Annotated in this window: 21 protein-coding genes and 1 pseudogene; 8 read left to right on the top strand and 14 right to left on the bottom strand. The window is 63.2% G+C overall.

The window, feature by feature from the left end; translation table 11 throughout:
* Positions 1–34 precede the first annotated feature (34 nt).
* The 7 genes from CLU90_RS12025 to CLU90_RS12000 all read right to left on the bottom strand — a co-directional run bounded on the left by CLU90_RS12025 (position 35) and on the right by CLU90_RS12000 (position 4,981).
* Complete coding sequence (locus CLU90_RS12025) at positions 35–622, bottom strand: A24 family peptidase (RefSeq protein WP_198511201.1); 588 nt, start codon at positions 620–622, stop codon at positions 35–37.
* Positions 619–1,689 carry a phosphatase PAP2 family protein gene (locus tag CLU90_RS12020; RefSeq protein ID WP_100428024.1) on the bottom strand — a complete coding sequence of 357 codons (1,071 nt, stop codon included), beginning with the start codon at positions 1,687–1,689 and terminating at the stop codon, positions 619–621. Before CLU90_RS12020 ends, CLU90_RS12025 begins: the two co-directional genes overlap by 4 nt.
* Positions 1,686–1,859, bottom strand: coding sequence for a Flp family type IVb pilin (locus tag CLU90_RS12015; RefSeq protein ID WP_092710882.1), 174 nt, complete (start codon positions 1,857–1,859; stop codon positions 1,686–1,688). Before CLU90_RS12015 ends, CLU90_RS12020 begins: the two co-directional genes overlap by 4 nt.
* A 92-nt stretch (positions 1,860–1,951) precedes the next feature.
* Positions 1,952–2,134, bottom strand: a complete 183-nt coding sequence (locus CLU90_RS12010) for a Flp family type IVb pilin (protein WP_092710879.1) — start codon at positions 2,132–2,134, stop codon at positions 1,952–1,954.
* Positions 2,135–2,217: 83 nt separating this feature from the next.
* A complete protein-coding gene (locus CLU90_RS29290) occupies positions 2,218–2,364 on the bottom strand; it encodes a hypothetical protein (protein WP_157808810.1) in 147 nt (48 codons plus the stop codon).
* A 251-nt stretch (positions 2,365–2,615) separates the two neighbouring features.
* Entirely contained in the window at positions 2,616–3,317 is a 702-nt protein-coding gene (locus CLU90_RS12005; protein WP_232731176.1) for a response regulator, read from the bottom strand.
* Complete coding sequence (locus CLU90_RS12000) at positions 3,314–4,981, bottom strand: sensor histidine kinase (RefSeq protein ID WP_139178178.1); 1,668 nt, start codon at positions 4,979–4,981, stop codon at positions 3,314–3,316. The genes CLU90_RS12005 and CLU90_RS12000 overlap by 4 nt, the downstream gene beginning before the upstream one ends.
* A 240-nt stretch (positions 4,982–5,221) precedes the next feature.
* On the opposite strand from CLU90_RS12000, the gene CLU90_RS29910 reads away from it, so the two are divergent.
* Positions 5,222–5,416 (top strand): hypothetical protein, encoded by a 195-nt coding sequence (locus CLU90_RS29910; RefSeq protein ID WP_232731175.1) that lies wholly within the window; start codon positions 5,222–5,224, stop codon positions 5,414–5,416.
* A pseudogene (locus CLU90_RS29905) lies at positions 5,395–5,763 on the top strand (IS1595 family transposase); the annotation flags it as partial. The gene CLU90_RS29910 and the pseudogene CLU90_RS29905, both read left to right, overlap by 22 nt.
* A 5-nt stretch (positions 5,764–5,768) precedes the next feature.
* Here CLU90_RS29905 and CLU90_RS11990 read toward each other — a convergent pair.
* The 3 genes from CLU90_RS11990 to CLU90_RS11980 are packed head-to-tail and all read right to left on the bottom strand — an operon-like array spanning position 5,769 to position 7,731.
* Positions 5,769–6,737, bottom strand: coding sequence for a diguanylate cyclase (locus CLU90_RS11990; protein WP_092710872.1), 969 nt, complete (start codon positions 6,735–6,737; stop codon positions 5,769–5,771).
* Positions 6,734–7,360: a chemotaxis protein CheC gene (locus CLU90_RS11985; protein ID WP_092711326.1), complete on the bottom strand. Its 627-nt coding sequence runs from the start codon at positions 7,358–7,360 to the stop codon at positions 6,734–6,736. Before CLU90_RS11985 ends, CLU90_RS11990 begins: the two co-directional genes overlap by 4 nt.
* A 2-nt stretch (positions 7,361–7,362) precedes the next feature.
* Positions 7,363–7,731, bottom strand: a complete 369-nt coding sequence (locus CLU90_RS11980) for a response regulator (RefSeq protein ID WP_100428022.1) — start codon at positions 7,729–7,731, stop codon at positions 7,363–7,365.
* Between the two features lie 208 nt (positions 7,732–7,939).
* Between CLU90_RS11980 and rpiA the strand changes: the two genes are divergently transcribed.
* Positions 7,940–8,617: a ribose-5-phosphate isomerase RpiA gene (gene rpiA / locus CLU90_RS11975; protein WP_092710866.1), complete on the top strand. Its 678-nt coding sequence runs from the start codon at positions 7,940–7,942 to the stop codon at positions 8,615–8,617.
* 47 nt (positions 8,618–8,664) lie between these two features.
* Here rpiA and CLU90_RS11970 read toward each other — a convergent pair whose 3' ends face one another.
* Together CLU90_RS11970 and CLU90_RS11965 are read right to left on the bottom strand one after the other, a co-directional pair.
* Complete coding sequence (locus CLU90_RS11970) at positions 8,665–9,201, bottom strand: DUF6622 family protein (protein WP_092710863.1); 537 nt, start codon at positions 9,199–9,201, stop codon at positions 8,665–8,667.
* A gap of 167 nt (positions 9,202–9,368) precedes the next feature.
* On the bottom strand, positions 9,369–9,641 hold the full coding sequence (locus CLU90_RS11965) for an oxidative damage protection protein (protein WP_034750797.1): 273 nt from the start codon (positions 9,639–9,641) through the stop codon (positions 9,369–9,371).
* A gap of 219 nt (positions 9,642–9,860) precedes the next feature.
* Here CLU90_RS11965 and kdsA point away from each other — a divergent pair, with 219 nt between their 5' ends.
* Entirely contained in the window at positions 9,861–10,706 is an 846-nt protein-coding gene (gene kdsA, locus CLU90_RS11960; RefSeq protein ID WP_034750794.1) for a 3-deoxy-8-phosphooctulonate synthase, read from the top strand.
* A gap of 51 nt (positions 10,707–10,757) precedes the next feature.
* Here the strand turns inward: kdsA and argA are convergent, their stop codons facing one another.
* Positions 10,758–12,068, bottom strand: coding sequence for an amino-acid N-acetyltransferase (argA, locus tag CLU90_RS11955; RefSeq protein WP_046685875.1), 1,311 nt, complete (start codon positions 12,066–12,068; stop codon positions 10,758–10,760).
* Positions 12,069–12,125: 57 nt separating this feature from the next.
* Here argA and hrpA point away from each other — a divergent pair, with 57 nt between their 5' ends.
* Positions 12,126–16,328, top strand: a complete 4,203-nt coding sequence (gene hrpA / locus CLU90_RS11950) for an ATP-dependent RNA helicase HrpA (protein ID WP_100428021.1) — start codon at positions 12,126–12,128, stop codon at positions 16,326–16,328.
* Between the two features lie 205 nt (positions 16,329–16,533).
* Here the strand turns inward: hrpA and CLU90_RS11945 are convergent, their stop codons facing one another.
* Positions 16,534–17,121 (bottom strand): PRC-barrel domain-containing protein, encoded by a 588-nt coding sequence (locus CLU90_RS11945; protein ID WP_100428020.1) that lies wholly within the window; start codon positions 17,119–17,121, stop codon positions 16,534–16,536.
* A gap of 238 nt (positions 17,122–17,359) precedes the next feature.
* Between CLU90_RS11945 and CLU90_RS11940 the strand changes: the two genes are divergently transcribed.
* The 3 genes from CLU90_RS11940 to CLU90_RS11930 all read left to right on the top strand — a co-directional run bounded on the left by CLU90_RS11940 (position 17,360) and on the right by CLU90_RS11930 (position 22,201).
* A complete protein-coding gene (locus CLU90_RS11940) occupies positions 17,360–18,559 on the top strand; it encodes an extracellular catalytic domain type 1 short-chain-length polyhydroxyalkanoate depolymerase (RefSeq protein ID WP_100428019.1) in 1,200 nt (399 codons plus the stop codon).
* A gap of 310 nt (positions 18,560–18,869) precedes the next feature.
* Entirely contained in the window at positions 18,870–20,084 is a 1,215-nt protein-coding gene (locus CLU90_RS11935; protein WP_100428018.1) for an MFS transporter, read from the top strand.
* A gap of 83 nt (positions 20,085–20,167) precedes the next feature.
* Positions 20,168–22,201: a GNAT family N-acetyltransferase gene (locus CLU90_RS11930; RefSeq protein WP_100428017.1), complete on the top strand. Its 2,034-nt coding sequence runs from the start codon at positions 20,168–20,170 to the stop codon at positions 22,199–22,201.
* Positions 22,202–22,249 lie beyond the last annotated feature (48 nt).

The raw sequence follows: 22,249 nt of genomic DNA, 5'->3' as shown, positions 1-22,249 counted from the left end.
GTCCTATGGTGGCGGGTCGTCGGAGCGGCGCGTTTCAGCGCAGGCTCCACAGGTGGTTGTATTGCAGGAACACCTGCAAGCCGGTGCCGCCGGCAATGGCGAAGGCGTAGGCCAGCTTGCCGGTGGCGGGCGGCGGTTCGGCGATCGTGGCGGCGCCGCCGGCAAGGCTGTGCAGCAGCGCGCCCAGCATCATGTGGTAGGTGTTTTTTAGCACCTGGCGCAGGCGCTGGCCCGCCAGCGCGGCGGCCAGGGCCAGCACGCCGCCGCACAGGAAGGTGAGCAGGGCCGCTTCGAGCACGGCGTCGGGGCCGAGGAAAGCGCCGCACATGGCCATCAGCTTGACGTCGCCGGCGCCCAGGGCGCGCAGCAGGTACATGGGCAGCAGCAGGGCCAGTCCGGCAGCGGCGCCTGCCAGCGCCTGCAGCAGGCCCAGGCCGCCGAAGGAAGCGTCGAACAGGCCGGCGCCCGATGGCACGAAGCTGTTGAGGATCAATCCCGCCAGGGTGCCCCACAGCACCAGCCGGTTCGGGATGCGGCGCGTGCGCAGGTCGTGCCACAGGGCGGCGGCCAGCAGGGTGGCCAGTACGGCCAGGCACAGCAGCATGGGCAGGTGGGCGTTCATGATGTCAGTCCTTCCTTGCTCATGCAGGGCGCCGTGGCCATGTGCATGGCCGGTACCGTGGCCTGGCTGCCCAGCATCCGCCCCACCAGGCGCCACACCAGCGCCGCGCCGGCCGCACCGACATAGCCGTCGAGCGCATAGTGCCAGCCCAGGTGGATGGAGCCGAGCAGGATCAGCACGGCGAAGGCGGACAGGGCGATCCCGGCGGCGCGGCTGACGTTCCAGCCCATGAGGGCCATCAGCACGGCCGTGGCCACATGCATGCTGGGCATGGCGGAGATGCCCAGTTCGCCGTTCGCGCCCTTGCTTTGGTAGCCTTGCCACAGCATCTCCTGCACCTGCAGGGCCCAGACGGGGACGTGCTGGTTGGCCTCATGCAGGTAGGCCATCAGTGGCGCATACGGGTCGCTGCTGTGGAAGTGGCCGTAGTAGCAGGGGCCGACCGAGGCAAACAGCACGGCCAGGATGCTGCCCAGGGCGATCCAGGTCAGCGCAAAGCTGAGCAGGAACTGCATGCGCAGCAGCGGACGGCGCGTGTCGAGGATGAGCCAGTACAGGATGGCGTAGAACAGGAAGAACCAGAAGTGGTAGCTGAAGTTGAGCAAGCCCGTGACCAGCGGATGGCCCAGCAGCGGCTGCAGCCTTTCCCACGGGGCCTTGCCGCCATGCAGCGCGATGTCCCAGGCGGACAGGGTGGTATCCCAGGTGTAGGGATGCAGGCGCGGGATGGCGCTCTTGAAGACGGTAAAGCTGGACGCGAACACGGGGATCAGCAGCATGGCCGGCAGCGCGTGCAGCAGGCGCTCGTTGCTCAGGTAGCGGCGCAGGTCGTGGTACAGATAGTGGCACAGGCGGTGCGGGCGTTTCATCACCATGACGTGGATGGTGTAGCCGCACAGAATGAAGACGGGACCCGTGAGGATGGCCACGAGGAAGCCGGCCAGCACGTTGAGGATCTCCGATGCGCTGGGCAGGCCGCCGGCCAGCAGCATCGCCGCGGCGGCGTATGGCAGCACGATCAGCAGCAGGACGCGGTGGGTGCGCAGCGAGGCGCGCAGGGCGTTCATGACAGGGCCAGGACCACTTGGTCCTTGACGTAGACAAACAGCTGCTTGACCTGGTCGCCAAGCAGGGTGATCGTGATGACCAGCACTACCGCGATCAGGCCCGCCAGCAGCGCGTATTCGATCGCTGTGACGGCGGAGTCGTCGGATAAACGGCTGAAGAGAGATTTCACGATGGGCCTCTGATAGGTAAGCAGGAAAAACTGGCCTGTGGTGCTAACTGGGCGGTAACCGGGCTGACGTTGTTCCAGCCCGGTTACCGTGTTCAGGCTGCCGCGGAGTTGGCGGTGGTCAGCTTGGTGCCGATCGTGCTGAAGGTCTTTTTCAGCTGCGTGCCGACGATGGTGATGGCGGCGATGATCACGACGGCAATCAGGGCAGCGATCAGGCCGTACTCGATTGCGGTGACGCCATCTTCTTCGCGGATAAAGTTTTTGATGAGGTTCATGACAGCTCCTGGTGGTGGTTAAGGTACAGCGGTGGATGAAACGGCATGGCGGTGTTGCTTCCTGGTGCTACGACCTGGCGCGTTCATGGACTTTCGCCCAGTGCCAGCAGTCCGATGATGCACACCACCGCCATGAGGGCCGCCACGAGCGCATAGCGGTAGAACGCAGCTTTTTCCTTGCCCTGGAAATAGGCGATCAGGGACGTCGGAAGAAACTTGTCAAGGCGCATGCTGTGCTCCGTGTCGTGGTGGGCCGTGCGGTGATTTGCACTCCGGTAAAACCACTATAGAAGTTGGCACCTTGATCTACATCAGAAGAACATCCTTTTATTGCAAGGAGGAACTGCTTGTTTTTTTCGTGACAATTGTCATGGTCGAGTCTGGCGCACATGCGTGCGCAGGGGCGCAGGCCGTGCAGCGGCTGGCGAAGGGGGAGCAGGGCGGGAGTGCGCGGCCGTGGCCGCGCAGGGTAGCGGCGGGATCAGGTGCCGGGCGGCAACTGGCCCAGCTGGTGCTTGGTGGCGTAGGCGTACAGTTCCAGGCGGTTGTACACGCCCAGCTTGCGGTAGATCGACGTCAGGTGATTGCGCAAGGTATGTTCGGAGATGAACAGCTGGTCCGCCAGCAGCTTGGCCGGCGTACCGCTGCCGTGTACCAGCGCGGCGATGATCTTTCGTTCCTTGAGGGTCAGGCTGGCGATGGCGATCGCCTGCGCCGAGCCGCCGCCGGGCTGGGTCAGTTGCGTCAGCATGCGTCCCAGCATCGCGTGTTCTAGCCACAGCTCGCCCTGGTACACCTTTTCAATGGCCTTCAGGACCATTTCCGCCGGCGCATCCTTGCTGACGATGCCGCGCGCGCCCTTGAGCACCGTCTGGTCCAGGATGGCCTGGTCGTGGCTGGCCGTCAGCACCAGCACACGCGTGCCGCCGCACTGCGCCAGCGCGGGCAGGATGGCCAGCGAGCTGATGCCGCCCAGGTCCAGGTCCAGCACGATCACGTCCGGCTGCAGCGCCTTCGCCTGCTCCAGCGCCTCGCTGCTGTCGGACGCCGTGGCGACCACGCGCATGCCCGAGTGCTCGCCGCCGATCAGCCGCTCCAGGCCCCACAGCATGGTCTTGTGATCGTCCACCAGCATCACGCTGATGACGTGGCTGGCCGGCGGCATGTGGCGTAAGTCATTCATATGGGGATCTCGATCTGCACGGAGGTGTTGCCCAGCATGCCGTGCGTGACGCGGGCCGTGCCGCCGAGGGCGGCGGCGCGCTCGGCCAGCGAGTCGGGCAGGAAATCGGGGACGTGCGCGGCGGCGCATTCGTTGTCGATGCTGATGTGCAGCGCGCCCTGCACGCAGGTCAGCTTGACGGCGCCGTGGCGTGCCGACGTATGCTTGCGGATATTGCTCATGCCTTCGTTGACGATCTGGAATACCTCGGCTGCCAGGCGGTCGTTGATGTGCAGGTCGCCTTCGATCTGCAGGGCGATGTCGATGCCATAGAATTCGCGGATCTGCGTGGCCTGGCGGCGCAGCGCGACCAGCAGTTCCGGCTCGCTTTGCACTTGCCCGTTCTTGAACGTGCGCGCGTAGCTGCGCAGGTCGGCGATTACCTGGCCCGACATGATGATCAGCTTTTCCAGTTCCGGCAGCAGCGGATTGCCCGGCGTGGCTTCGTTGCGCAGGGCGGCCAGGCCGTGGCGCAAGCCGATATACGGCTGGACGGCCGTGTCGTGCAAGTCGCGCGCGATCTTTTCGCGCTCGCGCGAGGCCGCCTGCGACGCCAGGCGGTCGAGCAAATCGATGTTTTCAATGACGGGAAACGCCTGCGCGCCTATATGGCTGAGGAACAGGGCGTCCGTCTTGCTCATGCTGGTGGCGGAGACGATGAAGATGCGCCCTTTGCCATTGCGCAGGGGCAGCGGCGCGCTGATGAAGGCGTGCGCCTCGAGCAGTTCCGCCAGGCGGGCGCCCGCCGCGTCGTCGTGCCGCAGCCAGCGTCCGCTGTCCGGGTCGAGCATGCGCGCGCCGCCTATCCACGGCAGCCACGGGCCGGCGGGCTGGTTGTACAGGGCGATTTTATCGTGCGGGAAAGCGAGCAGGGGACTGGCCGCGTCGTCGCTGAGGAGCGAGCTGGTGTGCACGACGCCCGTCGCCGTTTGCAGCACGCTGCGCAGCGACCAGACCCGGGTCCCCTTGTCCTGCATGACCAGCAGGCAACTGCGGCCGTTAAAATAACTGCGGGTTTTTTCCAGCACCGAGGTAATGGTCTGGTCGACGCCGAAACGCGGATTGGACAGCTGGCTGACATCGCGCAGCAGCGCCAGGTGGCTGCGCTGCGTGATGGCCGAACCGCCCCAGTAGGCGATCATGTAGCCGAGCGCCAGCAGGAAGGTGGTGCGCAGCAGCAGGCGCGACAGTTCCGCATCCGTTTCGCCGAACAGGGCCGTGGCGGCGAACAGGCCGGCCGAGGCCAGCGTGACGCGCGCGCCTTCCTCGAAGCCCCGCTGGAACGACGAGGTCAGGATGGCAAAGAAAAAAAACAGGAAGAATAAATTGTTATGGCTGCTGGTGGAAAACACGATCAGCGCATACCAGGCCACGTCCAGCCAATACAGCAAGATATCCTGAGGCAGGCTGAAGCCCAGGACGGCCAGCGCGTAGAGCAGCAGGCTGTGCATGGTGTAGGCGGAAAAGATCAGCCAGGTGATCTTGCTCAGCTTGCCGGCGCTTTCGGGATCGATGAACAGGGTCAGCAAGGTGGCGCTCGACAGCAGCAGGCGCATGCCGTTCACCATGGTCGTATCCATGCCGGCACCCGGCAAGCCGGATCTGAGGGGAGGATCGAGATTCACAAGCGCTCCTGGCCGTGTCCCGCATGGCGAGCCATGCGCAGGGATAGATACCACAGATAAATTCTTGTTATTGTTGCTGCAATCACTGACGAGTCTACGCACACGCCGTAAAGATGTCTACTGGAATCCTTTGGCCTGCGTTGCTTTTTTAGGCTCTGTCATCGGCAAGTAGGGGAAATGCCGGAATCTTCCTGTGGCCGTGCTGTCTGACTCTGCATACTCACTCTGCGGGAGCCAATCATGCGGCCAGCCGAATGGATCACCTTGATTGCGCAGTTTGCCCGGTTGAGCCGACGCCAGCGGCAGGCAGGCATTGCCCTGCTGCATGGCAACTCTCCACACGACACGACCATCGCGCTGCTGGGAAGTGTGGCCCAGCCGCGATTGGCCTGTCCCGCCTGCCATTCAGACCACTTGCGGGCAGAGGGGCGCTGACGCAGGCGCAGCTGCATCGCTGCCTGTTGCCCGTCATCGACAAGGATGTCTTGTTGGTCACCGACGGCCATGCCGCCTACCGGGCTTTTGCGAGGGAAGCGGGCATCAGTCATCAGGCCGTCAACTTGCGCGCCGGCATCCGCGTGCAGGGCGCCGCCCACGTACAGAACGTCAATGCCTATCACAGCCGATTGCGACAATGGCTGGGGCCGTTTCATGGCGTGGCGACGCGCTATCTGCCGAACTACCTGGGATGGCGCTGGATACTCGACGCCAGGCGCATCCGCGCACCCGAAACGTTATTGAAGGCAACATTGGGCGCATTCCCACATCTGACGGTGACATAGCCTTTTTACAGCGGCTGTACCATCACGCGGTTGCGCCCCGCGCCCTTGGCCAGGTACAGAGCGCGGTCGGCGGCGCCGATCAGGGCGGCGACGGCTGGCTGCTGCTGCGGATGCTGGGTGGCGATGCCGATGCTGACCGTGATGTGCTTGAGGTCATTACCCGTCTTGGCGTGGGGAATGCGCAGGCCGGCCGCATGCTGGCGGATCGTCTCGGCCATGCGCAGCGCCTGCGCCGCGTCCGTGTCTGGCAGGATGGCGGCAAATTCCTCGCCGCCATAGCGCGCCAGCAGGTCGGTAGGGCGCTGCAGCATGGCGGCCAGTTCGGCCGCCACTCGTATCAGGCAATCGTCGCCCTGCTGGTGGCCGTAATGGTCGTTGTAATCCTTGAAATGGTCGATGTCGATCATCAGCAGCGACAGGGGGCTGCCCGTGCGCATGGCGCGCCGCATTTCCTTTTCGATGGCCACGTCGAAGTGGCGGCGGTTGGCAATGCCCGTCAAGCCGTCGGCAAAGGTTTGCGAACGCAGCACCATGGTTTGTTCGCGCAGCAGCTTTTCGCGGCCCACGGCGATGGTGACATCATTGATCTGGATCAGGCAGTGGCGCGGCGAGCCGGGCAAATTGATCGGCGTGACGGCAATCGCCTGCTGCATGCGCTCCCGCCCTTCGGCCGTGCCATGCGTGTACAGGGGAAACGGCGCCTTGTGCAGGGTTTGTGACAGCAGTGACTGGAAATTGTCGCGCAGGGCCTGGGTGATGGCCGAAGCGATGCGCTTGTGGCGCAGTTCCGGATAGACGGCGAAAAAATCCTGGCCCAGCACGGCGCCGGCCCGGCACACCGAGTGGCGCGCCATCCAGTGGTTCCACAGCACGATCCGGTGCTGCTCGTCGAGCACGATGGCGCCCAGGTTGACGGCGCCGATGATGCTTTCGAGCAGGGCGAGGCGGTGCAAGGCATCCGGCATGATCGTCACGCCTGTCCCAGGACCTTGGCCAGATAGCGGCTGACCTGCTGCTTCAGGTCGTGCAAGGCGGACAGGTCGAGCACGAATGCCACATAACCGTGGATCTGGTGCTTGGACAGCACGAAGTCGATATGCAGCATCAGCACGACGGCGTCGTCGTCGTGGCCGCCGAACGAGGACAGGATTTCCGCGCTGGTGCCCACGTGGTACAGGGGCAGCGAGCCATGCAGTTCACTGTCGAACAGGTTGGCCAGGGTTCCCACGCAGGAATTGAGGATGATGTTGCCGATTTCGCTCATCGCCTCCTGTTCCATCTCCGTCAGCTCCTGCAGCGGCATGGCGTCGCCCACCATCAGGCGCACGATTTCCAGGCTCTTGTCTTCGGGGAACATCAGGATGGCTTCGGTGGCGAAGGCGCCATCGTAATGCTGGCTGACGCCGCAGATGCGTTCGCCATCCTTCTTGCTGCCCAGCAAGGCAGCCGCGTCTGCACGGTTCAGGAAGGTGATCGACGGCACCGACATGGTGACTTCTTCATTGACGATCTCGCTCATCGCGGCGGCCGCATGGCCCACCCCGATGTTGAATATCTCCACGAGGGCGTCGTTCTCGAGTTCGGAGAGATTGACCATGCTCACAGTCCCAGTGACTCGATCAGCTGGTGAATGCGCGTTTCCGTGATCGGTTTTTCCATGAAGCCGACGCCCAGTTCAGTGGCGCGGTTGCGGATGGCGTTTTGCACGTTGGCCGTAACGAGAACGATGTGTGTTTGCGGGCACAGCGCGCGCAATTGTTCCGCCGCCGCCACGCCGCCCATGCCGGGCATGTTGACATCCAGTAATATCAGCACAGGGCTGACGGTCTTGACTTTTTCCAGGGCTTCTTCACCCGTCGCCGCCTCAATCACTTGCCAGTCGGCATGTTTACTGAGGATGAACTGATGCGACATCAAACGTGAAACCCGGCTGTCATCGACAACAAGTACCTGTTTACTGTGATTCATGTGCTATTCCTGGAACGTCATATCGGGCTATCGTGCCATTTTCGCATATTTTAAAGGGCATAGAGAGTAATCGGCTTGGGAATTGCTCTGGGGCAAAGTTTTCCCGCTTGCCTGTTGTATCCCGTCGCATGGCCCGTCATCATGGCCGGCTGGCCGGCCCGGCAATCCGTTAAAATAGCGGTATTCCTCACTTTAGCCTTTTTTTGCCATGACCCAAGACGAATTGAAGCAAGCCGTAGCCCGCGCCGCCATAGACTATGTGGTGGACGGTGAAATCATCGGTGTCGGCACCGGTTCCACCGCCAACTTTTTCATCGATGAACTGGCCAAGATCAAGGACCGCATCAGGGGGACGGTCGCGTCGTCCGAAGCGACGGCCGCCCGTCTGGCAGGCCATGGCATTCCCGTCTTCGACCTGAACGACGTCGAATCGATCGCCGTCTACATCGACGGCGCCGATGAAATCACGGCCAGCGGCGCCATGATCAAGGGCGGCGGCGCGGCATTGACGCGTGAAAAGATTGTCGCGTCCGTCGCGAAACAGTTCGTCTGCATCGCCGACGGCTCGAAACTGGTGGAAACCCTGGGCGCCTTCCCGCTGCCCGTGGAAGTGGTGCCGATGGCGCGCGCCGCCGTCTCGCGCCAGCTGGCTGCGCTGGGCGGCACGCCCCGCTTGCGCCTGAAAGCTGGCAGCACGGAAGCGTTTATTACCGACAATGGCGGCGAAATCATCGACGTGCTGGGCTTGAAAATTGCCGACCCGGTGGCGCTGGAACAGCAGATCAACCAGATCGTCGGCGTCATCGCCGTCGGCCTGTTTGCCGTGCGCGGCGCCAATGTCTGCCTGCTGGGCATGCCGGAAGGCGTGCGTACTTTGGCATACTGATACGCAGCAGAAATCCGGGGTCAGTCACTGCGTGATCGGAATGCGCCTCACTGGGGCGCATTCCCCCGCCGGGTCTGACCCCAGCCTTCACTTTGCACAGCCCGGTACACAGCCATGGTGCGCAGCAAGCCGCCGAGGAAGATGCCGCTGAAGCAGCCATAGGCGAGGCACACGGGTGCGATGAAGCCGGTCGCGTGGGCATAGGCCGGGGCGATGGCCAGGGTCACGGCCACCGCATATTTCATGCAGAAGATACTCATCATCAGGGCCAACGGCACCCAGCTGCCGGGACGCCGCACGCTGGCCCGCTCGGGTATGGCGACGATCTTGCGCGCATCGGTCAGCGTCCAGGCCAGCGCCGCACCGGCCAGGGCGCCGATTATCCAGGCGAACGGCGCCACGCCATCGAAGCCGAAACTGCCCTGCACGCCGCTCAGCGACAGCGCCAGCATCACCAGGGGAATGATGGATAGCTTGCGCAAGGTCACTTCGCGCGCCCGGCTGGCCAGCACGCCCCGGTAGACGAGAAAGCCCAGGATGGCCCAGACGTAGAGGGGAGTGTGGCTGAAGATTTGCTGCAACATGGTGTCCGCCTTGGAATGAGGTTGTCGATGGACGTACTGTGCCAGCGGGTGGCATGGGCGGCGAGCGGTGTGCGACGAAACGGGGAAGGATGGCCGTGAATCGGCGGGGGCGGGCGTGAAACGCAGGGGAAACTGCCCGTGACGTGGTCACGGGCAAGCGATAAAACTTACTCCGTTGGCGGCACGTAACCCATGGCCGCATCGGCGCCATCGCCGAAGAAATGCTTTTCCATCTGTGTGGCCAGGTATTTGCGGGCGCGCGCGTCGGCCAGGTTCAGCCGGTTTTCATTGACCAGCATGGTCTGGTGCTTGAGCCAGGCAGCCCATGCTTCCTTCGACACGGATTCGTAAATCTTTTTGCCCAGTTCGCCCGGGTACGGCGGGAAATCCAGTCCTTCGGCTTCCTTGTTGAGTTTGATGCAGTGGATCGTGCGGGCCATCTGTGCTCCTGAATCAGTGTAGAGATAAAGCGTGATTATAAGGCACTTTGCGCCGGCCCTCGCGGGGCCGTCGCGGCCTGGCGACACGCCGTTTGCCGCGCCCTTGCGCTGGATCAAATTTGATCTGCGACGCCCCAGCTAGTAAGATGCCTTATCGCGCCAGCCGCTGGCAGCGCCTCTTCCAAGCAAGTAGTAACAATTAACCAATATGGAATCCCTATGACCTCAGTGAAAGTCCATGGCATCGACGTCAGCAATACGGGCAGCTTCGCGCTGTTTGGCGGCATCAACGTGCTCGAATCGCGCGATCTTGCCATGCGCGCCTGCGAAGAATATGTGCGCGTGACGCAAAAACTGGGCATTCCCTATGTGTTCAAGGCCAGCTTCGACAAGGCCAACCGTTCATCGATCCATTCCTACCGCGGCCCGGGCCTGGAAGAAGGCATGCGCATCTTCCAGGACGTCAAGGCGGCGTTCGGCGTGCCCGTGATTACCGATGTGCATGAGCCATGGCAGGCGCAGCAGGTGGCCGAAGTGGTCGACGTGCTGCAATTGCCCGCCTTCCTCGCGCGCCAGACGGACCTCGTCGTGGCCCTGGCGAAAACCGGCAAAGTCATCAACATCAAGAAGCCGCAATTTTTAAGCCCTGGCCAGATGGCCAATATCGTCGAGAAATTCAAGGAAGCGGGCAACGATCAATTGATCCTGTGCGACCGGGGCACCTGCCTCGGCTACGACAACCTGGTGGTCGACATGCTGGGCTTTGGCGTCATGAAGAAGACGTGCGACGACTTGCCCATCATCTTCGATGTCACGCACGCGCTGCAGCAGCGCGACCCTGGTGGCGCCGCATCGGGCGGCCGCCGCCAGCAAGTGGCGGACCTGGCCCGTGCCGGCCTGGCCGTCGGCATCGCCGGCCTGTTCCTGGAAGCCCATCCTGACCCGGACAACGCCCGCTGCGACGGTCCCAGCGCCTTGCCGCTGGACCAGCTGGAACCGTTCCTGGCGCAATTGAAGGCGCTCGACGACCTGGTCAAATCGTTTGCGCCGCTGAATATCAAATAACGGTTCCAACGTAAAAAAGCCCGGCATGCCGGGCTTTTTCTTTGTTCAGGGTTACAGGGTCTTGATGAGCACCTGCGACTTGCGCTGCCAGTTGTACATATGCTGGCGGTCCTTCGGCAAATCGTCGACGGTGGCCGGCACGAAGCCGCGTTTCTTGAACCAGTGCGAGGTGCGCGTGGTCAGCACGAACAGTTTGTTCAGGCCGGCGGCGCGCGCGCGGTTTTCCATGTGTTTCAGGATGCGCTCGCCGTCGCCCTGGGCTTGCACTTCAGGATTGACGGTCAGGCATGCCATTTCCGCCATCTTTTGCGCGGGGAACGGGTACAGGGCGGCGCAGCCGAAGATCACGCCGTCATGCTCGATGACGGAGAAATAATCGATCTCGCGCTCGATCAGCTCGCGGCCACGTTTCACCAAAGTGCCGTCCGCCTCCAGCGGCTCGATCAGTTTGATGATGCCGCCCACGTCTTCGATGGTGGCCTGGCGCAGGCTTTCCAGGTTTTCATGGCTGATCATGGTACCGACGCCATCATGGGTAAACAATTCCAGCAAGGCCGAACCGTCCATCGAGAATGGCACGATGTGCGAGCGCTCGACGCCGTTGTGGCAAGCCTTGACGCAATGTTTCAAATAAAACGCCGTGGCGTCGGGCAGGAAGCCTGCCATCAGCACGGCTTCGGCCTGGTGCGACGACAGTTCGCGGATTTCCACGCCCGTCGCGTCTTCCATCATTGGCGTTTCGGTAATGAAAATCAGTTTGTCCGCGTGCAGGGCGATGGCGGCGCTGCACGCCACGTCTTCCATGGTGAGGTTGAACGCCTCGCCCGTGGGCGAGAAGCCCAGCGGCGACAACAGCACCAGGCCGTCCGAACCGAGGATGGAATGGATGGTTTCGGCGTCGACCTTGCGCGTGATGCCCGTCAGTTCCAGGTCCACGCCATCGATCACGCCCAGCGGACGCGCCGTGATGAAGTTGCCTGAAATGATACGGATGGCCGCATGCGACATGGGCGTGTTCGGCAAGCCCTGGCTGAACGCGGCCTCGATATCGAGGCGCAGCTCGCCGGCGGCCTCTTTCGCGCATTCCAGCGCGGCGATGTCCGTGATGCGCACGCCGTTGTGGAAGCGGCCTTCGACGTTACGCAGGGCCAGCTGTTCCGCCACCTGCGGCCGCGAGCCGTAGACGACGGTGACATTGATGTCCAGCGCATGCAGCAGGGACAAATCATGGGCCAGCACCTGCAGCGCCCCGGCGCTGACGAGTTCACCGGGGAAGGCGACCACGAAGGTCTTGCCGCGAAAGGCGTGGATGTAGGGCGCGACGGAGCGCAGCCATTGGACGAATTGGGTAGGGTTTTCCATTAAGCGCATTATAATTCGCTGCGCGATGTGCGCGCTTAAAATACCTGTAAAAAAACAATGTCTTCAGCCAGCAATAAGTCTTCCCCTCCTTCCAACGTTGCAAATGTGCCCGTCAGCGGGGGTGTTTCCACGTCTGCCGCCACGCCTGCGCAGGGCCGCCAGCGCCCGCCCGTGAGCCAGCAAAGGCAGCCGGCGCGCGCGGAGCAGCCGAAAGAACAACAGCGGCAGCAACAGCAGCAGCGCGCGCCGCGCGAGGGACAGGAAAGCCGGGAAAGCCGGGATGCCGCCCGCGCCGCGCGCGAAGCGGAAAAGGCGTTCCGCAACCCGCTGCCACCGATCACGTATCCGGAAGACTTGCCCGTCTCGGGCCGGCGCGCGGAAATCGCCAAGGCCTTGATGGAAAACCAGGTCATCATCGTGTCGGGCGAGACGGGGTCCGGCAAGACGACGCAACTGCCGAAGATTTGCCTGGAACTGGGACGCGGACAGAAGGGCATGATCGGCCACACGCAGCCGCGCCGTATCGCCGCCTCGTCGACGGCCAAGCGCATCGCGCAGGAACTGGGTACGCCCTTGGGCGAAACGGTCGGTTTCAAGGTGCGCTTTGCCGACACCCTGACGAAGGGCGCGTCCGTCAAGCTGATGACGGACGGTATCTTGCTGGCCGAGACGCAGACCGATCCGTTGTTGAAAAATTACGACACCATCATCATCGATGAAGCGCACGAACGCAGCCTGAACATCGACTTCCTGCTCGGCTACCTGAAACAGCTGCTGCCGCGCCGGCCCGACCTGAAAATCATCATCACGTCGGCCACCATCGACGCGGAACGTTTTGCGCGCCATTTCGGCACGCCGGAAAAACCGGCGCCCGTGATCGAAGTGTCGGGCCGTCTGTACCAGGTGGAAGTGCGCTACCGTCCCGTCGAGCGCGAACAGGTGGCCATGCCCGGCTCGGGCGCGAACGCCGACAAGCCAGGACAGAGGACGGCCGCCGCGCGTGAAAAGCGCGACCTGATGGATGCCGTCGTCGATGGCGTGGAAGAGCTGTGCCGCATCGGTTCGGGCGACGTGCTGGTGTTCCTGCCGGGCGAGCGCGAAATCCGCGACTGCGCCGAAGCGTTGCGCAAGCACCATCCGCCGCACGTGGAGATTTTGCCCCTGTTCGCCCGCCTGTCGGCCGAAGAGCAGGAACGCGTTTTCAAGACCAGCAATGCGCGCCGCATCGTGCTGGCCACCAACGTGGCGGAAACCTCGCTGACCGTGCCCGGCATCCGCTACGTGGTCGACGCTGGCCTGGCGCGCGTGAAACGCTATAGCTACCGCAATAAAGTGGAGCAATTGCAGGTCGAACCGATCGCCCAGTCCGCCGCCAACCAGCGCGCCGGGCGTTGCGGCCGCGTGGCCGACGGCGTCTGCATCCGTTTGTACGAAGAGCAGGATTATCTGCTGCGCCCGAAATTCACGGAGCCGGAAATCCTGCGCTCCTCGCTGGCCGCCGTCATCCTGCGCATGAAGTCCTTGCACCTGACGGACGTGGAAACCTTCCCCTTCATCGAGCCGCCGCTGGCGCGCGCGATCGCCGACGGTTACCAGTTGCTGCAGGAACTGGGCGCCGTCGATGAAGTCAATAAACTCACGCCGCTGGGCAACAAGCTGGCCAAGCTGCCGCTGGACCCGCGCGTGGGCCGCATGATACTCGCCGCGCTCGATAACGCGTGCCTGACGGAAGTGCTGATCGTCGCCTCGGCCCTGTCCGTGCAGGACCCGCGCGACCGTCCGATGGAACACCAGCAGGCGGCCGATGAGGCGCACAAGAAATTCGCCGATGAAAAGTCGGAATTCTTGAGCTACCTGAAAATCTGGCGCTGGTTCGAGTCCGCCATCGAGCACAAGAAAACCAACCGCCAGCTGCAGGACAATTGCCGCACGAATTTCCTGTCGCAGATGCGCTTGCGCGAATGGCGCGACGTGCATTCGCAGCTGCTGACCATCGTCAAGGAGCAGGGCTGGCGCTTGAACGAAGCGCCGGCCACCTACGATAACCTGCACATGGCCTTGCTGACCGGTTTGCTGGGCAATATCGGTTTCAAGGGCGAGGACGAGCCGGGCGCCGGCTATCTGGGCGCGCGCGGCATCAAGTTCCATATCTGGCCCGGTTCCTCGCTGCTGAAAAAACCGGGCAAGTGGATCATGGCGGCCGAACTGGTCGACACGACGCGCCTGTACGCGCGCTGCGTGGCGCAGATCCAGCCCGAGTGGCTGGAAAAAGTCGGCGTGCATTTGCTGAAGAAATCGTGGGGCGAGCCGCGCTGGGAAAAACGCTCGGCGCAGGTAACGGCGTCCGAGCGGGCAACATTGTATGGCCTGGTGGTGTACAGCCAGCGCCGCATCAACTACGGCAATTTCAACTTGCCGGAAGCGCGTGAAATCTTCATTCGCGACGCGCTCGTCGGCGGCGACTTCGACACGCGCGCGCCCTTCTTTGCGCACAACCACAAGCTGATCAAGGACATCGAAAACCTTGAACATAAATCGCGCCGCCTGGACGTGCTGGTCGACGATGAACTGATCGCCGCCTTCTACGACAAGCTGCTGCCGGCGGACGTGTGCAATGGCGCCGGTTTCGAGAAATGGCACAAGGAAGCCACGCGCGACAATCCGAAGCTGCTGTATCTGAACCGCGAAGAGCTGATGCGCCACGAGGCGGCCGGCGTGACGACCGACCTGTTCCCGAAAACCATGTCCGTGACGGGCCTGGAAATGGGCCTGACGTACCACTTCGAGCCGGGCAGCGTGCGCGATGGCGTGACCTTGAGCGTGCCGCTGTATGCCTTGAACCAGTTGCCGCGCGAGCGCTGCGAATGGCTGGTGCCGGGCATGCTGAAGGAAAAAGTGCACCTGCTGTTGAAATCCCTGCCGCAAAAGCTGCGCCGCCACTGCGTGCCGCTGCCCGATTACGCCGCGAAATTCTGCGAGCGCGTGCATGCAGCGGGCGTGTTTGGCCGCGGTGACCTGGTCGACGCCATCATTCTTGATATCCGCACGCAGATCACCATCAACGTGCTGACGACGGACTTCAAGCCGGAAACCCTGCCTGCCCATCACTTCATGAATTTCAAGGTGATCGACGAGCATGGCCGCCAGCTCGACATGGGCCGCAACCTGGCCACCCTGCAAGCGGAATTCGGCGGCCAGGCGCGCCAGAGTTTCCAGAAGCTGGCCGAAGTATCGGGCGTGTCCGGCACGGGCACACCGGGTGCCAAGGTGGCGGGCGCGCAAGTGGCGTCGCGGCTGCAGGCGCAAGCGCAGGGCGCCGCCGTCAACGCGGCGGCGGGCAAGGGTGGCGCGCCGGCCAAGGGCGCAGCCGCTGCGGCCGCGCCGGCGTCAGGCAACGCCACCGTCTCGCAGCACATGGGCTTGACGGCCTGGACCTTCGGCGAATTGCCGGAGCTGCTAGAAATCGTGCAGGGCAAGCTGACACTGATCGGTTTCCCCGCGCTGGTGGACAAGGGCACGCATTGCGACCTGGAAGTGTTTGACGACCCGACCGTGGCCGCCCGCACGCACAAGATCGGTTTGCGCCGCTTGTTCGCGCTGCAAATGAAGGAGCAGATCAAGTACGTCGAGAAAAGCATTCCCGGCCTGCAGCAGATGGGCATGCAATTCATGGCCCTCGGTTCGCAGGAAGAGTTGCGCGAGCAAATCATCAACAAGGCGCTCGACATCGCCTGCCTGCAAGATCCGCTGCCGCTGGATGCCGCCTCGTTCGCCAAGCGCCAGGCGGAGGGCAAGTCGCGCCTCGTCTTGCTGGTCAATGAAATCGCCCGTTTGCTGTCGCAAGTGCTGACGGAATTCCACGGCTTGCCCAAGCGCCTGCAAAATATCCCGGCCGCGGCCGCCACCGATATCCAGTCGCAGCTGCAGGGACTCGTACATAAACGCTTCCTGACGGAAAACGAGTACACGCAGCTGGCGCATTTCCCCCGCTATCTGAAAGCGATCAACGTGCGCCTGGAAAAGCTGCGCGCCGACCCTGCGCGCGACACCAAGCTCATGGCCGAATGGCAATCGGCCGCCGCGCCGTATCTGCGCCAGGCCAAGGACCGCCAGGCCGGCAAGAACACGGACCCGAAACTCGTCGACTTCCGCTGGATGCTGGAAGAGCTGCGCGTGTCGCTGTTTGCGCAGGAATTGCGCACGCCGATGCCGGTGTCGGCCAAGCGCCTGCAAAAGATATGGGAGTCGATGCAGCGGTAGGTCGGATTAGCGCGTCCGAAAGGCGCGCGTAATCCGACAATATCGTTGGCGCGACGGTGGATAGGATTAGCGGTGCCAGCCGGGTTACGGTTTGGCGGTTTAGTGGTGTTAATAGTGTCGCCGGTGGTGTCGGATTACGCGGCTGCGCCGCTAATCCGACCTACCCGACCTACCTGATCTACCCGACCTGCCTTCACCTGGTTTCTCAAGTGCGCCTATTGAGATCATCATCGTCGCCGAGCGAGGAGCGCGAGCCCAGGTCGCCCTGGCTGCTGCCCGTGCCGGCGCGGCTGCCGCTCATGGAGCTGCCGGACATGCTGCCTTCGCTGCCCGATTGCAGGCTGGCGCCGCCGCGCAGGTCGCTGCCCGATGGCATGTGGCTGCCTGCCATGCTGCCGTAGCGCGTGCCGCTGCCGTAGAACGCTTCCATCTGCTGGTTCCAGGCTTCGCTGCCCATGTCGGGCCAGTTGTCCTTGTCGAAGCCGGGAGCGTTTTTCAGCAATTCTTTGTCCACGTTCAGCAGGAAGCGCTTGTTGACGGTGTCCAGGGTCAGGCGTTCCCAAGGCACGGCAAACAGCTTGTCGCCCATGCCCAGGACGCCGCCGAAGGACAGCACGGCATAGGCGATCTGGCCGGTGCGCATGTCGAGCATGATTTCCTTGATGTCGCCCAGCTCCTCGTCGTTGTGATTGTAGACATCGTCCCCGATCAGGGTATCGGCCCCCATCAGGGCCGGCCCCGGGCCGTCGTGGTTGCGGTACATGCCCAGGATATCGCGGTCCAGATAGCTCATGGTGTTCTCTCCTCGTGTGAAGTGCTGATCGAACATCCAGATTAAGCATACGCACTATGTCGCGTTTGATCTGCCTCAATGGTGCCAGCGGCACTTTTATCCGTGTGCAAACGTACGGTGCTGTCAGCCAATTGCGGTACTCTATGCGTTCCAAGGAGGAGCCGCACATGCTGATGACGCAACGCTGCAGTAGGATGAACTTGCGGTATGCTCCACAACGACACGCGCGCCGCGTGTCATGGTAAAGCCCGCCACCAAATGGCTGCGCGGGCTATTGCGCGCCGGTAAGGCGCAGCAGCGCACGGCGACCCGGCTGGCCAAGGTGCTGTTCGGCCCCGTGCCGGCCAAGCCCACGGCCAAACCCCGCAGCAAGCCCGTGGCCAAGGGCAAGGCCAAAACAATCGCCAAGCCGCGTGCCAGGCCGGCTGGCGATGCGACGCCCTCGCTGGCGCCCTTTGCCACGCCCCTGTCGCCGCCGCGCGTGCGCAAGCGAACGGCGCCCCCGCCGGGCAAGTGGCTGGCCGCCCATTATGCGCCGCTGCCGGAACTGGGGCAGTTGCCGGGCCGGCGCCTGCCGTATTTCCTGTACCTGCCCGAGAAGGCGCCGAGCGCCGCCATGCGCAGCCGGGGCCGGCCGCTGCTGGTGATGCTGCACGGCTGCGAGCAGAGCGCCACGCAGTTTGCCGACGGCACGCGCATGAACCGTCTGGCCGAGCGCAAGGGCTACGCCGTGCTGTATCCGCAGCAATCGCTGCGCTCGCATGCGCGCCGCTGCTGGAAGTGGTACGACAAGCTGACGCAGGAGGGCGGCGGCGACGTGCGCCTGATCGTCGGCGCCATCGAGCAGGTAGCGGCCCGCTATGCGATCGACCGCGCGCGCATCTATATCTGCGGCATTTCCGCCGGCGCCGGCATGGCGCATATCGTGGCCTTGAACCATCCCCATCTGTTCGCGGCGCTGGGCCTGCATTCCGGGCCCGTGTTTGGCGCCGGGCATAACCTGATCGGCGCGCTGGGCGTGATGCAGCATGGCGCTAGCGCCCGTGCCGATGCGGCCATCGATGAAGTGTTGGCGCGCCAGCCCGCGTTTCCCCGCCTGCCCACCATCCTGCTGCAAGGGCTGGCCGACAAGGTGGTGCGGCCCATCAACCAGACGCAGCTGGTGCGCCAGAGCGTGCGCGTCAACCGCTTGCCGTCCGATACCGTGGTGACGGCGCAGCGCCTGCCCGGCGGCGCGGCGGGCGGGCGCAATCCTGCCCATGCCTATGCGCTGCACGAGTATCAGGTGGGCAAGGACGTGCTGCTGCGCGTGGCGCAGGTCGAGCACCTCGAGCACGCGTGGAGCGGCGGCGACGCCAGCCTGCCATTCAACGACAAGGCCAAGCCCGACGCCAGCAAGATGCTGCTCGATTTCTTCGCCAGCCACCGCCGCCGGTAAGCGGCAGTGCCTGCCGCGCCGCAACGGTGCGACAGGCACTGGTACGCATCGCTTTTCCCTTCCTCCGCAGGGCCGCTGCCGCGCGCCGGCACGCTGGCCGCGCCTTTTTCAGCGCAGATTCCACATCCCGCAGCTCCCTGTATTTCATTTAAGTGGTATTGCTGCGGTATTTAAAAAACACAAAAATAGGCGTTAAAAATACGAACTGGTATACAATTGGTACACGTTTCAGTGTGAAGCCGTGTCCGCCGTCCCATGCCCCGACGGCAGATACGCACTGACGGCAGCCACCCACGTTACGGAACGCGCCATGTCCATCAAGTCCAAGCAGTTGCTGTGGTTTTTTGCGTTTTTCCTCGTCTTTGAGCTGAACATCTATCTGTCGAACGACATGATCATGCCGGCGATGCTGGGCATCGTCGAGGAGTTCCAGGCGGAGAAAAAGTTCGTTCCCCTGTCCCTCAGCCTGTATCTGCTGGGCGGCAGCTCGCTGCAGATTTTCCTGGGGCCCCTGGCCGACTGCATCGGCAAGCGCAAGCTCGTACTCACTGGCAATACCTTGTTCCTGCTGGCCACCTTGGCCGTGCCATTGACGGCCTCGATCGAGCAATTTCTCGCCGTGCGTTTCATCCAGGGCATGGGTTGCTGCTTCATCTTCGTCGGCTATGCCATGATCCATGAACTGTTCGACGACATGGCGGCCGTCAAGCTCAGCAGCATCCTGTCGAGCACCACCATCCTCGCACCGCTGGCCGGCCCCATCCTCGGCAGCGCCATCATCAGCCGGCTGGACTGGCGCTACGTCTTTTTCCTCTCGGGCCTGCTGGCGCTGCTGTCCTTGCTGGGCCTGTTCAAGACCATGCCGCGCACGGCGCCGCCGGTCACGCGCCCGGACCTGGCCGCCATCGTGCGCAGCTATGCGGCCATTTTCAGCAACGGGCGCTTCATGTTCGGCATGTTCACGGCCGGTCTGGCCACTGTGCCCCTGACGGCCTGGATCGGCTTTTCGCCCATCTTCGTGCTGCAGGAAATGGGCGCCTCGTACGCCACGTATATCGCCCTGCAATGCGTGATCTTGTCTGGCTTTGTCCTCAGCAGCATTGCCATCCAGCGCCTGCGCCAGGATTTCCCCCTCGTCTCCCTGCTGCGCCTGGGCGGGCTGGTCGCGGCCGCCGGCATGCTGGGCGCCGGCGCGGGCCGCCACCACGTCGGCGTGTTTGCCGCCTGCATGTTTGTCTATTCCATCGGCTTCGGCCTGTTCAACGGCGCGTTGATACGCAGCGCGATCACGGCCAGCAAGGAGGCGATGACCTTGACGACGGCCGCCATGAGCTTGCTGTACTGCATTTATCTGTCCGCCTGGCTGCAGTTGTACAACGTGCTGTGCCAGCGCTTCGGCTATGCGCTGGAAACGTATGCGCTGCTCAATATCCCCGTCATCGTGGTCATCACGGCCTGCCTGCTGCTGTTTACGCGGGGCATGGCGGGACGCCGGGAAAGCGGGGTGCGGCTGGCCCGGCACTGATGGCGCAACGATGCGCTTGCTCTCGACCTTGTTTTACCTCCTGCGAAGTTTATTGACACTCTCCTGCGGAAAATGGTGCGCCCATGAAAATAGATGACCTGGCCTCGAAACACGATCAAGCAAAGATTTTCAACCTCGAATACGAGTTTCGCATCCACCGGCTGAAACTCGATTACATCACGCTGGCCGACGTCCGGCCGGCCGGCAGCGACCTGGGGCAACTGGCCGCGGAGCACCAGGCGGGCATCGCGGCCCTGCGCAGCTTCGTCGCCCAGAATTTCAACCATTTCAACGCGGCAAGCTGCTCCTCGCTCAGCTGCATCCCCACGCGCGCGCTCGGCGATGACGAGCGCTACCTGCACCGCATCTGGATGGGCGGACCCTTGCCGGCCATCGCAGCGGAAGCGATCGGGCAGTGGGGCGCGGCGCTGGAAGAAGTGCGGCGCAACGGCGGCGCGCCGTACGTCTCCATCCTGTGGGTGTGGGATGCGCAGCAGCTACGCAATGACGAGCGCTTCAGTCCCACGGGCGGCGCCGGGCGCTACACGATAGGTCGCTACGCCATCGGCGGCACGACCCTGCACATCAACTCGCTGCGCGCGCTGGCGCTCGATTTCGCGCCGGCCCGCTTCGACATCCTCGACACGCTGCACACGCAGCGCTACTTCGCCACCTTGTCCGATTATTTCCGCATCCTCATCATGTGCGAATACGGCGGCCTGTATATGGATGTCGATACGATTCCGCATAATCCGGCGACGATTTTCCTGATGAAGCCGGAAGTGCCCGACTATTTCCAACGCGGGGAAGGCGAGGGCGAGGAGCGACGGCACGTCAGCTGGATGAATCTGTTTCTCGATGAAACGGGCATGCTGATCGCCAAGAAGAACGATGCGGCGCTGCGCGAGATCCAGCGCAATGTGAACCTTGCCTATGCGGGCATCGCTGCGCAGGTTCCCCGTTCCTGCCCGCAATTCGAGGGGCAGCTGTTTGGCCAGTTCTATGCGGAATGGAAGAAAAACCTGGGCGTGACCGTGCTCAGCCATGCCGAGTTCTACCAGCGCTATGGCGTGCTGTATGACGGCGCGCGCGAAGCGGTGGCGGGCGGTATCCGCGGCATGCGCTTGCTGGACGATATCATTACCGGCATGCACATTCCCCTGAGCGACGAGGAACGGCGCGCGTATGCCCGCTGCGTGGCGCGGCTCGATGAAATCGGCTGGCGGCTCGACGATCCTTTGCGCCTGCCCGACATCGTCGACGTGTTCGACATCGAGGAAGTGCCGCGCATGGCGTATGCGGCCCAGCTGCGGGCCGACATCGAGCATTTTCACTATTACTCGGTGCTGTCGGACGACCCGCAGCTCGACCGCGTGAATAGCGTCTTTTGCCGCTACCTGCTGGCCCACCGTTCGCAGCATATTGCCGCCGGCAATTTCTGGCGTCCCACCGTGGGCCGCCACGGCAGCCGCATGCCGGCCGCCAGCGATGCCGCCCCGCCAAGTGACGAGGCGCAGGCGGATTTGCTGTCGCATGCGCCGCTCACGCTGGTGCCGGGCGAACTGCTGGACGACGAGACGAAGAACCGCATGGCGAAGCTGCTGTTTGCCACCAGCTACCTGGAATACTGCTCGTTCGGCAATAAACTCAATCTGCAATTCGTCGAATTGCAGCGGCGGCAAAACATCGATCCGTACCTGGCGCACATCCACGGCCTGCATGACGAGGACGGGCGCTTCATCGGCTTCTTCACGGCCGCGACGATGGACGAGTTCCAGGCCTGCGGCGCCGTCTCCTATTACCGCGACGACATGAAGGCGCTCGACGATGCGTATGATGCCTTCGTGCTCGCGCATGCGCGTGCCGACGACTGTTTCGTCAGCAGCCTGGCCATTGACGAGAAATACCGGGGCCAGGGTTTATTCAGGCAAATGTTCCATGAGATCCGCGACCTGGCCAGCCGCAAGGGCTGCGCGCGCATCGCCCTGACCGTGTGGGAAAAGAGCGAAGCGCTGCAAGTGTATCTGCACAAGGGTTTTCGCAGCGTGGGCACGTTCGACTATGCCTACAGCCTGTTCTATGACCGGCTGCATTTCCTGGTGTATGAGGGTAACTGAGGCGGGAAACTGAAGGGAGCAGGGGCGGCCGGCAGCCGCCCCGTGAAG

Source organism: Janthinobacterium sp. 67, from assembly GCF_002797895.1.
Classification (GTDB): domain Bacteria; phylum Pseudomonadota; class Gammaproteobacteria; order Burkholderiales; family Burkholderiaceae_D; genus Janthinobacterium.
This window is presented reverse-complemented; position numbering and strand designations above follow the sequence as displayed.

Bases quoted from the DNA above. Each gene is read 5' to 3' on its own strand.
- CLU90_RS12020 (WP_100428024.1), bottom strand. From the start codon at position 1,689: ATGAACGCCCTGCGCGCCTCGCTGCGCACCCACCGCGTCCTGCTGCTG.
- CLU90_RS12025 (WP_198511201.1), bottom strand. From the start codon at position 622: ATGAACGCCCACCTGCCCATGCTGCTGTGCCTGGCCGTACTGGCCACC.
- CLU90_RS12010 (WP_092710879.1), bottom strand. From the start codon at position 2,134: ATGAACCTCATCAAAAACTTTATCCGCGAAGAAGATGGCGTCACCGCA.
- CLU90_RS29290 (WP_157808810.1), bottom strand. From the start codon at position 2,364: ATGCGCCTTGACAAGTTTCTTCCGACGTCCCTGATCGCCTATTTCCAG.
- kdsA (WP_034750794.1), top strand. From the start codon at position 9,861: ATGACCTCAGTGAAAGTCCATGGCATCGACGTCAGCAATACGGGCAGC.
- argA (WP_046685875.1), bottom strand. From the start codon at position 12,068: ATGGAAAACCCTACCCAATTCGTCCAATGGCTGCGCTCCGTCGCGCCC.
- CLU90_RS11935 (WP_100428018.1), top strand. From the start codon at position 18,870: ATGTCCATCAAGTCCAAGCAGTTGCTGTGGTTTTTTGCGTTTTTCCTC.
- hrpA (WP_100428021.1), top strand. From the start codon at position 12,126: ATGTCTTCAGCCAGCAATAAGTCTTCCCCTCCTTCCAACGTTGCAAAT.
- CLU90_RS11985 (WP_092711326.1), bottom strand. From the start codon at position 7,360: ATGGTCAATCTCTCCGAACTCGAGAACGACGCCCTCGTGGAGATATTC.
- CLU90_RS11970 (WP_092710863.1), bottom strand. From the start codon at position 9,201: ATGTTGCAGCAAATCTTCAGCCACACTCCCCTCTACGTCTGGGCCATC.
- CLU90_RS11965 (WP_034750797.1), bottom strand. From the start codon at position 9,641: ATGGCCCGCACGATCCACTGCATCAAACTCAACAAGGAAGCCGAAGGA.
- CLU90_RS12005 (WP_232731176.1), bottom strand. From the start codon at position 3,317: ATGAATGACTTACGCCACATGCCGCCGGCCAGCCACGTCATCAGCGTG.
- CLU90_RS11940 (WP_100428019.1), top strand. From the start codon at position 17,360: ATGGTAAAGCCCGCCACCAAATGGCTGCGCGGGCTATTGCGCGCCGGT.
- CLU90_RS11930 (WP_100428017.1), top strand. From the start codon at position 20,168: ATGAAAATAGATGACCTGGCCTCGAAACACGATCAAGCAAAGATTTTC.
- CLU90_RS11980 (WP_100428022.1), bottom strand. From the start codon at position 7,731: ATGAATCACAGTAAACAGGTACTTGTTGTCGATGACAGCCGGGTTTCA.
- rpiA (WP_092710866.1), top strand. From the start codon at position 7,940: ATGACCCAAGACGAATTGAAGCAAGCCGTAGCCCGCGCCGCCATAGAC.
- CLU90_RS29910 (WP_232731175.1), top strand. From the start codon at position 5,222: ATGCGGCCAGCCGAATGGATCACCTTGATTGCGCAGTTTGCCCGGTTG.
- CLU90_RS11945 (WP_100428020.1), bottom strand. From the start codon at position 17,121: ATGAGCTATCTGGACCGCGATATCCTGGGCATGTACCGCAACCACGAC.